13 protein-coding genes and 2 pseudogenes are annotated in these 13118 nt (G+C 60.0%); 5 read left to right on the top strand and 10 right to left on the bottom strand.

The window, feature by feature from the left end; all coding sequences use genetic code 11:
• Window positions 1–46: 46 nt before the first annotated feature.
• Complete coding sequence (locus RBB80_RS23870) at window positions 47–235, bottom strand: hypothetical protein (protein ID WP_433970095.1); 189 nt, start codon at window positions 233–235, stop codon at window positions 47–49.
• Between RBB80_RS23870 and RBB80_RS23865 the strand changes: the two are divergent.
• Window positions 156–1309 (top strand): annotated as a pseudogene (locus RBB80_RS23865) (inositol-3-phosphate synthase); the annotation flags it as partial. The gene RBB80_RS23870 and the pseudogene RBB80_RS23865 sit on opposite strands and share 80 nt — an antisense overlap.
• 572 nt (window positions 1310–1881) lie before the next feature.
• Here RBB80_RS23865 and yihA read toward each other — a convergent pair.
• Window positions 1882–2491: pseudogene (gene yihA / locus RBB80_RS23860) on the bottom strand (ribosome biogenesis GTP-binding protein YihA/YsxC).
• Window positions 2492–2591: 100 nt separating this feature from the next.
• Window positions 2592–3113, bottom strand: a complete 522-nt coding sequence (locus tag RBB80_RS23855; RefSeq protein ID WP_433964814.1) for a hypothetical protein — start codon at window positions 3111–3113, stop codon at window positions 2592–2594.
• Between RBB80_RS23855 and RBB80_RS23850 the strand changes: the two genes are divergently transcribed.
• The 4 genes from RBB80_RS23850 (at window position 3088) to RBB80_RS23835 (ending at window position 8864) form a co-directional block, all read left to right on the top strand.
• On the top strand, window positions 3088–3486 hold the full coding sequence (locus RBB80_RS23850; protein ID WP_433964813.1) for a hypothetical protein: 399 nt from the start codon (window positions 3088–3090) through the stop codon (window positions 3484–3486). The genes RBB80_RS23855 and RBB80_RS23850 overlap by 26 nt on opposite strands.
• A 605-nt stretch (window positions 3487–4091) precedes the next feature.
• Complete coding sequence (locus RBB80_RS23845; protein WP_433964812.1) at window positions 4092–5450, top strand: hypothetical protein; 1359 nt, start codon at window positions 4092–4094, stop codon at window positions 5448–5450.
• Complete coding sequence (locus tag RBB80_RS23840; RefSeq protein ID WP_433964811.1) at window positions 5447–6208, top strand: hypothetical protein; 762 nt, start codon at window positions 5447–5449, stop codon at window positions 6206–6208. Before RBB80_RS23845 ends, RBB80_RS23840 begins: the two co-directional genes overlap by 4 nt.
• Before the next feature lie 196 nt (window positions 6209–6404).
• Window positions 6405–8864 carry an Ig-like domain repeat protein gene (locus tag RBB80_RS23835; protein WP_433964810.1) on the top strand — a complete coding sequence of 820 codons (2460 nt, stop codon included), beginning with the start codon at window positions 6405–6407 and terminating at the stop codon, window positions 8862–8864.
• 42 nt (window positions 8865–8906) lie between these two features.
• Here the strand turns inward: RBB80_RS23835 and RBB80_RS23830 are convergent, their stop codons facing one another.
• The 7 genes from RBB80_RS23830 to RBB80_RS23800 all read right to left on the bottom strand — a co-directional run bounded on the left by RBB80_RS23830 (window position 8907) and on the right by RBB80_RS23800 (window position 13118).
• Window positions 8907–9254, bottom strand: coding sequence for a ZIP family metal transporter (locus RBB80_RS23830; protein ID WP_433964809.1), 348 nt, complete (start codon window positions 9252–9254; stop codon window positions 8907–8909).
• Complete coding sequence (locus tag RBB80_RS23825; RefSeq protein ID WP_433964808.1) at window positions 9170–9634, bottom strand: ZIP family metal transporter; 465 nt, start codon at window positions 9632–9634, stop codon at window positions 9170–9172. Before RBB80_RS23825 ends, RBB80_RS23830 begins: the two co-directional genes overlap by 85 nt.
• A 102-nt stretch (window positions 9635–9736) precedes the next feature.
• Entirely contained in the window at window positions 9737–10240 is a 504-nt protein-coding gene (locus RBB80_RS23820; protein WP_433964807.1) for a DUF4149 domain-containing protein, read from the bottom strand.
• A 24-nt stretch (window positions 10241–10264) separates the two neighbouring features.
• Entirely contained in the window at window positions 10265–11113 is an 849-nt protein-coding gene (locus RBB80_RS23815; RefSeq protein WP_433964806.1) for a zinc metalloprotease HtpX, read from the bottom strand.
• A 10-nt stretch (window positions 11114–11123) separates the two neighbouring features.
• Window positions 11124–11441 carry a hypothetical protein gene (locus RBB80_RS23810; protein WP_433964805.1) on the bottom strand — a complete coding sequence of 106 codons (318 nt, stop codon included), beginning with the start codon at window positions 11439–11441 and terminating at the stop codon, window positions 11124–11126.
• On the bottom strand, window positions 11390–12442 hold the full coding sequence (locus tag RBB80_RS23805) for a carboxypeptidase regulatory-like domain-containing protein (protein WP_433964804.1): 1053 nt from the start codon (window positions 12440–12442) through the stop codon (window positions 11390–11392). The genes RBB80_RS23810 and RBB80_RS23805 overlap by 52 nt, the downstream gene beginning before the upstream one ends.
• Before the next feature lie 382 nt (window positions 12443–12824).
• Entirely contained in the window at window positions 12825–13118 is a 294-nt protein-coding gene (locus RBB80_RS23800; RefSeq protein WP_179583981.1) for a hypothetical protein, read from the bottom strand.

Below are 13118 nucleotides of genomic sequence, written 5' to 3'. Positions count from 1 at the left end.
GCATTTGCCGCCACCGTCCTCGCTAAGCGATACTAAAGAGTCCGCGTTACACGGAACAATCGCACGATAGAAGGGTACCGCCAAGAATGTCTACACCCCCAGCCGCCACGCAAGACGCGGCATCCATCAAGCCTGCCACTGGAAAACTAGGCGTCATGATTCCCGGCATGGGAGCCGTCGCCACCACCCTCATCGCCGGCGTAGAAGCCGTCCGCCGCGGCCTCGCCAAGCCCATCGGCTCCTCTCCCAGATGGGCCACATCCGTCTCGGCAAACGCACCGACAATCGCAGCCCCCTCATCAAAGACTTCGCTCCCATCGCCGACCTCAACGACATCGTCTTCACCGGCTGGGACATCTTCGGCGGCAACCTCTACGACGCCGCCAAGACCGCACAGGTCCTCGACCGCGACCAGCTCGAACAGATCCGCCCCTTCCTCGAATCCATCGAACCCATGCCCGCCGTCTTCGACCAGCACTACGTCAAACGCCTCGAAGGCAAGAAGATCAAAACCGGCAAGAACAAGTGCGACCTCGCCAACCAGATTCGCAACGACATCGCCGAGTTCAAAACCAAAACCGATCGACAGATCATGATCTGGTGCGGCTCCACCGAGATCTTCCTCGAGCAGACCGCCGTCCACCAGACTCTCGAGGCCTTCGAAAAAGGCCTCGTCGACAACGACCCCAACATCTCTCCATCGATGCTCTACGCCTGGGCCGCTCTCAAAGAAGGCATCCCCTTCGCCAACGGCGCACCCAATCTCACCGTCGACATCCCCGCCCTCAACGAGCTCTCCCGCAAGATGAACGCACCCATCTGCGGCAAGGACTTCAAGACCGGCCAGACCTTCATCAAGACCGTCCTCGCCCCCGCCTTCAAGACCCGCATGCTCGGCGTCTCCGGCTGGTACTCCACCAACATCCTCGGCAATCGCGACGGCGAGGTCCTCGACGATCCCGAGTCCTTCAAGACCAAGGAGGAGTCCAAGCTCGGCGTCCTCGACGTCATCTTTCAGCCCGAGCTCTACCCCGACCTCTACAAGGACCTCTACCACAAGGTCCGCATCAACTACTACCCGCCCCGCGGCGACAACAAAGAGGGCTGGGACAACATCGACATCTTCGGCTGGCTCGGCTATCCCATGCAGCTCAAGGTGGACTTCCTCTGCCGCGACTCCATCCTCGCCGCGCCTCTCGCCCTCGACCTCATCCTCTTCATGGACCTCGCAGCCCGCACGGCATCCCTCCGCGGTCTCGGCATCCAGGAGTGGCTCAGCTTCTATTTCAAAGCTCCCGACAGCGCCCCCGGCGTCTATCCCGAGCATGACCTCTTCATCCAATCGATGAAGTTAAAGAACACCCTCCGCCACATCATGGGCGAAGACCTCATCACCCACCTCGGCCTCGACTACTACGGCGAATAACCGCGAGCCGATCCCAATCCATTGAACAAAAAAGCAGCCGCGACGAGCAAATCGTCAAGGCTGCTTTCTCTTTCCGGTCACTTTACCGTCGCTGTTGTCTCGCATCTATTTGGGCATCGCCGCTCTCTCAAACGAGAAAAAATCGTCATTTCAATCGAAGCAGTGCAGTGGAGAAATCTCCACTTAACCATTCTTCTCAACAAGAAAAAGAATCGTCATTTCGACCGAAGCAGTGCAGTGGAGAAATCTCCACTTAACCATTCTTCTCAACGAGACAAAGAATCGTCAGTTCAATCGAAGCAGTGCAGCGGAGAAATCTCCACTTAACCATTCTGCTCAACGAGAAAAAGAATCGTCATTTCGACCGAAGCGGCGCACAGCCTCATCGTGCGCCGCGCAGTGGAGAAACCCCCGCATTTGTACTTGCCTTTGCTTGTCTGTCATCAACACAACCCTTACTCCGCCACTTCCATCATCTTCGCCCAAAGCACCTTCGTCCCCGCATCCGTCTTCGCCGACACCGGCAAAATCTCCTCCACCTCATGCGCCTTCTTCAAAGCCGCCACAGACTTCGCCAGCTGATTATTCGACAACCGGTCCGCCTTCGTCCCCACCACCAGGTAAGGTCGCTGCGTCTGCTTGAAATATGTAATCAACTGAGTATCATTCTCCTGCGGCGGAATATTCGTATCCACCAGGCAGATGCAAAGCGCCAGCGTCTCCCGCTCCGCAAGATAAGGCTCAATAAACGAAGGCCACTCCGCCGAGATCGACTTCGAGATCTTCGCATACCCATACCCCGGCAAGTCCGCAAAGATCAACGTCGGCCGCACCTTCATCTTGTCTCCCGACCCCTCATGCAGCGCAAAAATTGATCGCCCGCGTCCGCCCCGGAGTCGACGACACCTTCGCCTCGCGCGAGCCCAGCAGGGAATTGATCAGCGAAGACTTGCCCACATTCGACCGCCCCAGAAACGCAACCTCCGGCGCGCCATAAGTCTTCCCTTCAGAAGGAAAGTGCGCGACATCGGTCGCAGATAACAAAAAGACAGGATTCAGCCGCATCTCTCAAGTCTACCGTCAATAGCCTCTGCTCTCCGAAACAGCGCGGCGGCAAAAAAAGCACCTGCCCCAAAGAAAGGAGCAGGTGCCATACCGCTGAATTTTATTGTGGAGGCGGAGGCAGAGCTGTATCTGACTCCCTCGACTCCCTCGACTCCCTGGCCTTCACCGTCACCGTGACCGGCGCCGTCAGGTGGAAGCTCACGGTGGACTCGGACGGAATCACAACGTCCTTGTTGCCCGTAAACGCGGCGCCAGCCGTTCCAGCCCCGGCTCCCAGCAGGCCGCCGATCAGCGCGCCCTTGCCGCCGCCAGCCAATCCTCCGATCAAAGCACCACCACCCGCACCGCCGCCGATAAACCCGGCGGACCGCTTTCCCTTACCCTTCTCTTCCTTCTCATAGGCACTCGTGCTGACAGGTGTGCCAGAAATCGAGGTCACAGCGATACCAAGCGCACCCGAGCCCTTGAATTTTCCGCGTCCCTTCGCGGCCACTACCGTACCCGTAACGTGCGCCCCGCGCGGAAAGATCGTACCTCCGCCCGAGGTCTTAACCGGCGCCGCCAACACCCCGGTAAATCCATCTCCAACATTGTTCTTGCTGGCACTAAGTTGTTCGGTCACCGTCACCGTCACGGTAGTGCCGGTTGGAGCGGTCAATCTGACGGGAGGAGGCGGAGGAGGTGGCGGCAGCGGGGCCGCCGCAACGGCTGGCTCCGGGGCCGGAGCCGGAGGCACCGCTGGCATCCCTGTCGTAGGCGATACTGCAGGCGTAACCGGCGCGGTCGCCGCGCTCGACGAAGTCGGAGTCGCAGGCGTCCCATCGGGATTCTGGCTTTGCGTCGGCGCCGGCGTCGGAGCGGGGGTTGAGCTTTTGCATCCGCTCAAGAGTAAGGTCGCCGAAAGAGCTAAGCTTGCTGCAAGATACATCGATTTCACAGGCATGGTCTTCTCCGATAGCGAAGGATCTGACTGGCGAAGCAGTCTACTCGGATAGATTAGCTCTCTTCGCGAAAGTTGTCCGCAATTTACTCGACCTGCATCGAGTAAAACCGATCCTTTCTTTTCGAAATACCGGCCGACACAAACGACATCAATCCAAATCCCGCTAATCCGGATACGCGGACAGACGACGGAAGACTCTACAGTTCGGCAAATCTAATCTCGAATTCATAGAGGCAAAAGATTCCGCCCCGATCCTCAACCGACGAGAAGCTGCAAATAGTTGCATATTGCCGGGTGTCCTTAGCTTTTGCTATAGCTGTCCTGGGCCAACCCATCAAGCCACGCCGCCACAAAATGACCCAAAAGTGTCACGAGTTATTTAGCAACAGAATGGCCAACCTCGGTTATGCTCCATCATGAGATGTTGAAAAGGTTTCACTTGTCTTGTAACTGTCCTGCCCCTCAGGGGCCCTCCGACCCGAAGAGGCTCCGTTATCGAAGGAAGTTCCAGGTGCTACATAGAACTCTTGCATTGACGAGCAATCCGATATCTTTTTCCCCAGCCTGTCTCACTCTTGATTCGACGTCGTCCAGCTGGTCAGCACAACCATTACTTTGAACAGCAAACCGCACCACCACCTTTCGGAGGGAACACCCATGATTGGCAATTCTTTCGCCCGGCTGACGGGCTCAAAGCGAAATCTGCTCGCGCTTATGGCATCGAGCGCGGTCTTCACCGCAGGCTGCTCGAATATGGCGTCAACTGCGCCTGCTATCGTTAGCCCCGCCAGCTCCGCCGCTGCTCTCGGTGGAAAAATTCATGGAGGAAATCAGCCGGTCGTGGGGGCCACAGTCAAGCTGTATTTCGCCGGTCAGAAATCGGGCTTTCCTCCCACCCTCGGCGCCACCACCACCACAGACGCCGCCGGGTCCTTCGGCTTCACCAAAGATACGACCAATGGCAATCCCGCGGATAATGGTTCCACCAGCACCTTCTCCTGCCCAACGAGTGTAGGAATCCCACCCCTCGTCTACGTCATCTCCACGGGCGGAAACACACAGAACAACGGTGACCCCACTCAGAACAATGCAGCCGCCGAATTTATCTCCGTCTTCGGTCCTTGCAACACGCTTACCGGATCTACCTTCATCGACATGACCGAAGTGACGACCGTGGCCACAATGGCTGCGTACCAGGGATTCTTCGATCCCACCACAGAGAGCATCGCCGCCGACGGTACCACCCAGCAGACTGCAATCATCACGGCCATCCCCAACACGATCGCTCTACTTGCCAATCTAGCCACGGGTGCCTCCGTGACTTCAACCACGCTGAGCGCATCCGCCACAGGCAACATCAATCCAGCGGTCACGGTCACCGCGACTCCGGAGCCTGGCAAAGTCAACCTGCTCGCAAACATTCTCTCTGCCTGCATCAATACCGCAACTGCCTCTTCGGCAGCCTGCACTTCGCTCCTCACGTCTGCGACTCCCCGAACTCCGCCTATACCTCTAACTTCGGACATGGGACTCTGCCCGTTGCGACAACGACCCTCCAGGCGATCTATTACCTCCTCACGAATCCTACAAGTACAAGTGGCGGTACCTCTAATATCTCCACTCTCTTCGGACTCGCGGGCGGAGTCAGCGGTCCCTATCAGCCCGCGCTCGCTACCCAGCCGACGGACTGGACCATCGCCATCAGCTTCGCCAGCACCAGCACCTGCGGAACCGCTTCCACCCCGGGCGGTTTCATCAGTTCGCCGATCGACATCAACATCGACGCTGCTGACAACGTCTGGATCGCCAACTCGCAAACAGGATCCGGGAACCTCTCTCAGATCTCAAGCGCCGGCATTCCGACCACCTGCGTCTTCCTCGGCAGTGGCGGCTCTCTGGGCGGCGCCGTCCTCGACTCGGCAGGTAACACCTGGTTCGGCTCCGGCACGAGTCTCTTCCGCTACAACAACGGCAGCAGCCTCGCCTTCCCCACCACAGTATCTCCCATCGGCGTGACGGCAGATGGCCTCGGAAACGTCTACTTCACCGCAGTCACCGGCGGCGTCGGCTCTCTCTACAGAATTCCAGGCGCAGCGTCAGCAGCTTCCGCCGTTGCCCCGGTTCAGATCTCCAACGGTGTCGGTACCAACCCGGTTCGCCTCATGCCGGACTTGCAGCGGACAGCCGGCGTCACAGTCCAAGGCAACATCTTCGTCTCGACGGGAACAACCTCCGTCGCCGAGGTCTCGCCAAGCGCTGCAGTCGGAAATCTGAACGGATTCACCACCACTGTCATCAACACCTCCGGCAACTCCTACGGTCTCTCTCTCGGACCGCAAAACAACCTCTTCGTCTCGGCGTTCGACACTGGTACCATCACCGGCCTGACCGCCACTAGCGGCTATACCGCGCCTATCAACGGCGGGTTCCCCTTCACGACCCCGGGGACGATTGGTGTCGCCGCACCCACCTCGATCGCAGTCGACGGTCGTCTCAACGTCTGGATTCCCAACAATACAAACGGTACCGGCACCGGTAGCGTAAGCGAACTCGGAAGCCAAAACACCGCAACCGGGCTCTCACCCTCCACCGGCTACCAGAAGGACTCAACCTTCCTGACCTCCGGACGCGCCCTCGCGGTCGACCAGGCAGGCAACGTCTGGGTTGCAGGCGACGGTGCGAACTTCATCACCGAGATCGTTGGTGGTGGCGTCCCCGTCTTCCAGCCCTACGCGCTTGGTTTGAAGAACGGCCGCTTCCAGGCGATCCCCTAACCTAACGCTAAACCAAACAACAGAAGACCCCGGAGGCACTCTTCCGGGGTCTTCTGCATTCAGGACCGGCCTTCGTCCTCAAATCCTGTACTCTGTCCTCCCACCTTCACAGCGCCAGTTCTTCCGGTAAAGTAGGACTTGTTGCAGCCAAACCACCACCAACAGCTCCTTCGCAGAGTTTCTTTGACCAGTCTCTATGGGTAAGCAGAGTATCCCTCGCCCTTTCCGCGCCGAACACGTTCCACTCAGGATCGCACTCGTTCTCCTGCTCTCCCTCCTGTCCCTCTCGAGCCTCCCGGCCCAGACCACCTCCGTCTCAGCGCTAACCATCCCCCTCGTCCTCCCCTCCGCCATCGTCTTCGATTCAGCCGGCAACCTCTACTTCGCCGAGACCGGGAACCACGTCATCCGCAAGGTCGACACCGTCGGCAACATCACGACCATCGCCGGCACCGGCACGCAGGGCTTCTCCGGCGACACCGGCCCTGCCACCGCCGCAACCCTCGACTCTCCGCAGGGCCTCGCCCTCGACAACGCCAACAACCTCTACATAGCGGACACACACAACCACCGCATCCGCACACTCAACCTCACCACCGGCATCATCACCACCATCGCCGGCAGCACCTCAGGCTTCTCAGGAGACAACGCCCCGGCCCTCTCCTCCCAACTCAACCTTCCCACCGCTCTCGCAACCGACGCCTCCGGCAATCTCTACCTCGCCGACACCGGCAATCACCGCATCCGCGAGATCACCTCCAGCACCGGCCTCATCACCACCATCGCCGGCACCGGCACCCAGGGCTACTCCGGCGACGGCACCTCCGCCATCTCAGCCGCCATCGACTCGCCCACAGGCATCGCCGTCGACGCCTCCAGCAACCTCTATCTCGCCGACACTCACAACCATCGCATCCGCAAGATCACCTCCAGCACCGGCATCATCACCACCATCGCTGGCACCGGCCTGCCAGGCTTCTCCGGCGATACCACCCCCGCCGCTAACGCAACTCTCGCTCTCCCTCACGGCCTCACCGCCGACGCCTCCGGCAACCTCTATCTCGCCGACACCGCAAACCACCGTATCCGGCGCATCGATGCCATCACCGGAGTCATCACCACCGTCGTCGGCGACGGCACTCAGACCTTCGCCGGCGACAACGGATCCCCCACCGCCGCCTCCCTGGACAGTCCCACCGCGACGTCCTTCTCTCCCGCCAACAGCCTCACCCTCTCCGACACCGGCAACCAGCGCATTCGTCAGGTCGAGACCCAATCGGCCTCAAGCAGCACCATCACCACCATCGCAGGCCTCGGTTTGCCCACGCCCGGAGCGCTTACCCTCACAGCCCCCTCCGTCATCCCCTACGGCACCGGACAGCTCACAGCCTCTCTCGCAACCAGCCCCGCCACCGGCAGCATCACCTTTCTCGAAACCATCGGCCCCTCAACCAAAACCCTCGGCACCGCCACTCTCGTCTCCAACACCGCAACCCTCCCAACCGCCACCTTGCCCGCCGGCACTTACAGTCTTACCGCAGCCTACTCCGGCGACCAGACTCATCCCTCCGCACAGAGCCCCGCGCTATCTCTCACCATCTCCCCGCAGCAACTCACCGCGACCATCACACCCGTCTCTCTCACCTACGGCCAATCAGTCCCGAGCATCAGCGGCACTCTCACCGGAGTCCTTCCCCAAGACGCCGCAAATCTCACCGCCACCTTTACCACCACCGCCGCCGCCGGCTCTCCCGTCGGCACTTACCCCATCACACCCGTCCTGACCGGCTCAGCAGCAGGGAACTACACCGTCGCTGCACCCTCCGCATCCCTCACCATCATCCCCGCCCACACTCTCATCACGCTTAGCGATCTTGTAGCCAATGGCACCACCGGATCAACGGTCACCCTCACGGTGCACGTAGCCAGCACCACCGGCACTCCACTCGGCTCGGTCACTTTACTCGATGGCAACAGCCCTCTCTTCACCAACCCGCTCTCCTCCTCTGGAGATGCGGTCTTTCTCACCACCACCCTCGCCCAGGGCGCTCACTCTTTCATCGCCGTCTATGACGGCAGCACAAACTTCACCCCCAGCGTATCTTCGCCGCAACTGATCACAGTCGGAACAGCTCCCGCGACCCCGGACTTCGCCCTCTCCGCCACCGGAAGTACCGCGCAAACCATCCTCTCCGGCTCCAACGCCAGCTTCACCTTCGCCGTTCAGACGCAGAACAATCTATCCAGCCCCATCACACTCGCCGCCACCGGGCTGCCGAATCTCGCCACCGCCTCCTTCAACCCCGCCACCCTGCCTCCCGGCGCCACGCCCAACGCCTTCACCATGACGATCGCGACACCACAGACCGCCGCGAGGAACAACGAACCAACCCGCGGCCTCTACCAACCGTTCCTTGCTGGAGTCCTTCTACTCTCTCCCCTAGCCGGCCTCGCCTTTCGCCGGCACAAATACTCAGCCGCAACAAAGCTCGTCCTCCTCGCCATCGCCAGCATCACCCTCTCGCTCGCCATCGGCTGCGGAGCCCGCATCAAAACAGACCCCCTCCTAACCACTCCCGCCAAGAGCTACACCATCACGGTCACCGGCACAGCCACCTCCCCAACCGGAAGCCCCTGCAACACTCCGCAACCGTAACCCTCGTTCTCGATCCCGCCAGCTAAGTCAGCGGTTCAGCAACTACCCCGGCCCCAGCAGCCGCACAATAAAAAACACCACCACCCCAACAAAGAAGACCAGCGCCATCCGCAAACCCGGCTCCCTGTTCACCTCCGGCACAAGATCAGTAGCCGCAACATAGATCGTCACCCCGGCCGACAGCGGCAACCCCACCCGCACCCAGCTCGGCTCCAGATTAATCACGAGCACCCCGAGCACAGTCATCGCCCCCAGAAACAAAGCCGAATTCAACGCCGCCGCCGCGCCCCGTCCACCCGCCAGCATCACGCTCGCCATCGTAAAACCCTCCGGGATCTTGTGCAGAAACACCGCGAAGAACAAAATCCACCCCAGCCAATGCGACAGCACAAACCCCGACCCAATCGCCACCCCATCGAAAAAGTATGCGTCGCCAATCCCAGCAGAACCGAGTAGCTGGTCTTCGCCGAAAGAAACTCGTGATGGTGCGTCTCCTCCCCAAAATGAAAGTGAGGCACCAGCGAATGCTCCAGCAGATGCACCCCGCAATATCCAGCCAGAATCAACACCGGAGCAAACCGCGCATTCACCCGCAGCCCCTCCGGGATCATCTCCAGCACCGCCGCCGCCAGCATAAAACCCGCACCCAGCGCGACAAAGTACCGCAACGCCCGCGCCGAAGGCGACTGCCGCACCAACAAAAATCCGCCCAGATAATCAGCCAGTCCCGCCACCAGCCCCAGCGTCAGGCTCAACCAGAGCGCCGACACCGCTAACTCCTCCAGCCGAGGTTCAGCGCATCGCCATCCATCCCAGTAAATAAAATGGCCGCGTCCAGTCGCAGCAAACCAATCGCGCAGATCTCCATGTCCTTACGATTCTACCGTCTCCTGCTGCGACTCACGAGACAGCACAAACACCACACCCAGCCCGCAAAAAAAGACGAACCCCTCCAGCCTCTCCGACAACACATGCAGCCGCTCGAAGTCCACTCGCCCCCCGTTCCCCACCGGAGCAGTCTCCACCGCCCCTCCCGCCAGCGCCCTGTCCACCTCCATCGCCGGCAGTATCTTGAACTGCGAATAAAATGTTCCCGCCATCATCAGCCCGGTCAGGATCATCTCGATCGCAAAATCCAGCCTCGCCGTCACCCCGGCCCGCAGCCACAAAAGCCCCGTCGCGACATAAAAGATCGTGCCGCCCACCAGCCCGATCCAGTGCAGCACCCGCAGCGTTCCGCCCACTACCATTCCCGCTTCGTGCGCGCTAGGCAAGCTATGAAAAGCCACCGGTGCCACCACAAAGGCAAAAAATCCAAGCCCGCCAACCCATGCCACCATCGCAAACAACCGCAGAGCCCGAAGCAAAGTCTGCATCCTAGATTTGGTCCCCTCGTATCACTAGATGTGGTCCCTTCCAATCAGCCGTTGAATTCGTTCCTTCATAGGAGGATGCGTCGAAAACAGTTTGCCAATCCCGCCACTCCCCAGCATAGGAGCGACAATGAACAGATGCGCATTCGAAGGAGAAGCCTGCATCGGAATCCTCTTCGAATAGTCCTCCAGCTTCTGCAGAGCCCGCGCCAGCGCATACGGATTCCCGGTCGTCGCCGCCCCCGTAGCATCAGCCTCAAACTCACGCGTCCGCGAGATCCATAGCTGAATCAGCGAAGCAGCAATGGGCGCCACAATAATCATCAGCAACCCACTCAGTCCACCGCCGCCGCGTCTGTCCCGTCCACCGCCACCGCCAAACAGTGAAGCCCAATATCCCATCCGCGCCACCATCGTAATCGCGCCCGCCAGCGTCGCAGCAATCGAGCTCGTCAGAATATCCCGGTTCCTCACGTGCCCCAGCTCATGCGCAAGCACACCCTCCAACTCCTCATCATCCAACAGCTGCAAAATTCCATGCGTCACCGCCACCGAAGCATGTTGAGGATTCCGCCCCGTGGCGAACGCATTGGGAGACTCGGTAGGCAGCACATAGATCTTAGGCATCGGCAGCCCCTGCTTCGCCGTCAGCCTCTCTACCGCCGCATAAGCCCGCGGCAGCTGCTCCCGCGTCACTGACTGTGCGTTGTACATCTTCAACGCTATCTTGTCCGAAAAGAAATACGTTCCAAAGTTGAAGGCACCCGAGAGGATGAACGCAAGCACCATTCCATTCCGTCCACCAACGCGAGCCCCGATAAGAATCAGAAACACCGTCAGCAAAACCAGAAGCAACGTCGACTTGAATGTGTTCATCGCCAGCACCTCAAACTAAGGGTCCCGCCACATTAGACGTATCTACACCCCGTTCGCCTCCCGGCCCGCCGCGCGCCAGCGCTCTCCGCAGCACCACCTCAAGCGCAGCCTTCTGCTCAACATACTCGCTCTCGGTCAACTTGCCCTGCAGCTTATCGGTCTCCAGCGCAAACAACTCTTCCTTCATCGCAGCAAGCAGGGAACCAGGCGCAGCCAACGAACCCCCCACTCCCGCACCAGCCGCACTCACCGACGGAGCGGGCCCGTTCTTCAGCATCACACCCGCACCCACCGCCAGCACCAACCCAAGCCCCCCAGAATCCACCACTTGTACTTCGCCCACGGATCGTTCGTACCCTCAGGATCAAGCGGCGTCCCCAGCCCCCCGCCCGGCCTCGTATCACTTGCCGCCGGACTCGCCGCGCCGCCCGCACCAGGCTGTGCCGAAGCACCTGCCTCCGCGCCACCTTCACCAGCCGTCGCGGCAGCGCCCGTATCCCGAGGCATCTGCCCGCTACCCGACACAGTAAAATCCAGCGTCTGCGAAGGAGCCACACCCCGCGCCACGTATGTCTGTGCCGTAGTCTCTTCGGTCACCGGCGTGTAAGGTGCAGAAGGCCCCGGCTTGAACGTCATACTCTTCGGCATCATCACGGCGATCGTGTCCGTAGGCATCATCACCCGAGGAGAAAACTTCAGGCTCCCGCTATAAGGCAGCTTGTACGTAATCTGAAACCGCGTCTCGCCCGGCCGAATCGGAAAGATAAACGCATAATGATTCGGCTCGCCCAGCGGCACCGGCGAAGCCTGCACCGGCATCCCACCAGGCGACAGCGCCGCCGACCCCTCCACCACCGCACCCTCCGGCAGATAAAACTCAAACGGCCTGTCGCTGAACTGCGTCAACGGGGGACTCGACTCGTTCTTCACAAAGAAATTCTCAACCACATGCAGCGACTTCCCGCTCTCATCGGTCTGCAGGCGCAGCACATCAGCCTCGCTGCTCACGCCCTTCACCTTCGCCGCAGCGTTATAAACATCCACCTCAACCGACTGCGTCCCCGGAGGCGCCGGCCGAAAATAATTCGCCTTATCATGCGTCACCCGCACCAGATGAACCGCCTGACCTTCGTTTGCCGGCACATCCAGCGTAAAGCGGCCCTTCGCGTCCGTCTTGGTCCGCGTAGCCTCCTGCATACCCTGCTGCAAGCGAATCAACACCACGTCATCGCCAGCCGAAGGCTTGTTGGTCGTCTTATTTGTAACTGTGCCGGTGATCGAATCGGCAACAGCAAAGCTGCAAAACGCCGCCATCATCGCAGCAGCCACAACAGCACGTCGGAGAAAAGAAGGGAAGAGGCTCACGCTTCAAGTTTACGTCAAACCAACCCCACCCTCACTGCCGCCCGTCACAGCAAAAAATCGTCATCTCGACCGAAGCTACGCAGCCTTATCACGCTGCGTAGCGAAGAGACCCAGCATTGTCCTTTTTATCGCCTCAGTCGAAGGGAAGAAGGGAAGTATCTCACCCCTCAAGTTTGCGTCAAATCAACCCCATCCTCGCTGCTGCTCCTCACGCGTAACAGCAAAAAATCGTCATCTCGACCGAAGCAGCGCAGTCCCATCGCGCTGCGTAGCGGAGAGACCCCGTATTTGCTTTTTTCTTTGCTAGTGGTCAGAACGTCATCATCCCCAAGCAGGCGCGACTAATTCAAGCCCGACTCCGCCGTCCAAAATCCCCACGAGCCTCAAGGGCATCCATCTCCGCAATCACCCGAGCCGCCTCATCCTCCAGCCCCGCCCGCTGCTCCGCGTAGTCCTGCTCCGGATACTTCCCAGCCAGATACTCGAAGTTCAGATCCCGCAGGTTCTCGTAGATAACATCCTTCCGCTCCCGCAGATAGTCCACCCGCGTCTTATCCGCCTGCACAAAAGGATTCCGCTCCGGCCAGAAGATAAAACCAAACAGCGCCAACGTCAGCACCACACCTGCGATCATGCCCAT

Source organism: Tunturiibacter gelidiferens (genome assembly GCF_051013345.1).
GTDB classification, from domain to species: domain Bacteria; phylum Acidobacteriota; class Terriglobia; order Terriglobales; family Acidobacteriaceae; genus Edaphobacter; species Edaphobacter gelidiferens_A.
Note: the sequence above shows the minus strand (reverse complement) of the source record. Positions and strands in the feature narration are given on the sequence as shown.

What these genes read in the sequence shown, in the direction of transcription:
- RBB80_RS23870 (WP_433970095.1), bottom strand. Translation starts at nt 235, where the DNA reads ATGGGCTTGGCGAGGCCGCGGCGGACGGCTTCTACGCCGGCGATGAGG.
- RBB80_RS23845 (WP_433964812.1), top strand. Translation starts at nt 4,092, where the DNA reads ATGATTGGCAATTCTTTCGCCCGGCTGACGGGCTCAAAGCGAAATCTG.
- RBB80_RS23835 (WP_433964810.1), top strand. Translation starts at nt 6,405, where the DNA reads ATGGGTAAGCAGAGTATCCCTCGCCCTTTCCGCGCCGAACACGTTCCA.
- RBB80_RS23820 (WP_433964807.1), bottom strand. Translation starts at nt 10,240, where the DNA reads ATGCAGACTTTGCTTCGGGCTCTGCGGTTGTTTGCGATGGTGGCATGG.
- RBB80_RS23815 (WP_433964806.1), bottom strand. Translation starts at nt 11,113, where the DNA reads ATGAACACATTCAAGTCGACGTTGCTTCTGGTTTTGCTGACGGTGTTT.
- RBB80_RS23800 (WP_179583981.1), bottom strand. Translation starts at nt 13,118, where the DNA reads ATGGGCATGATCGCAGGTGTGGTGCTGACGTTGGCGCTGTTTGGTTTT.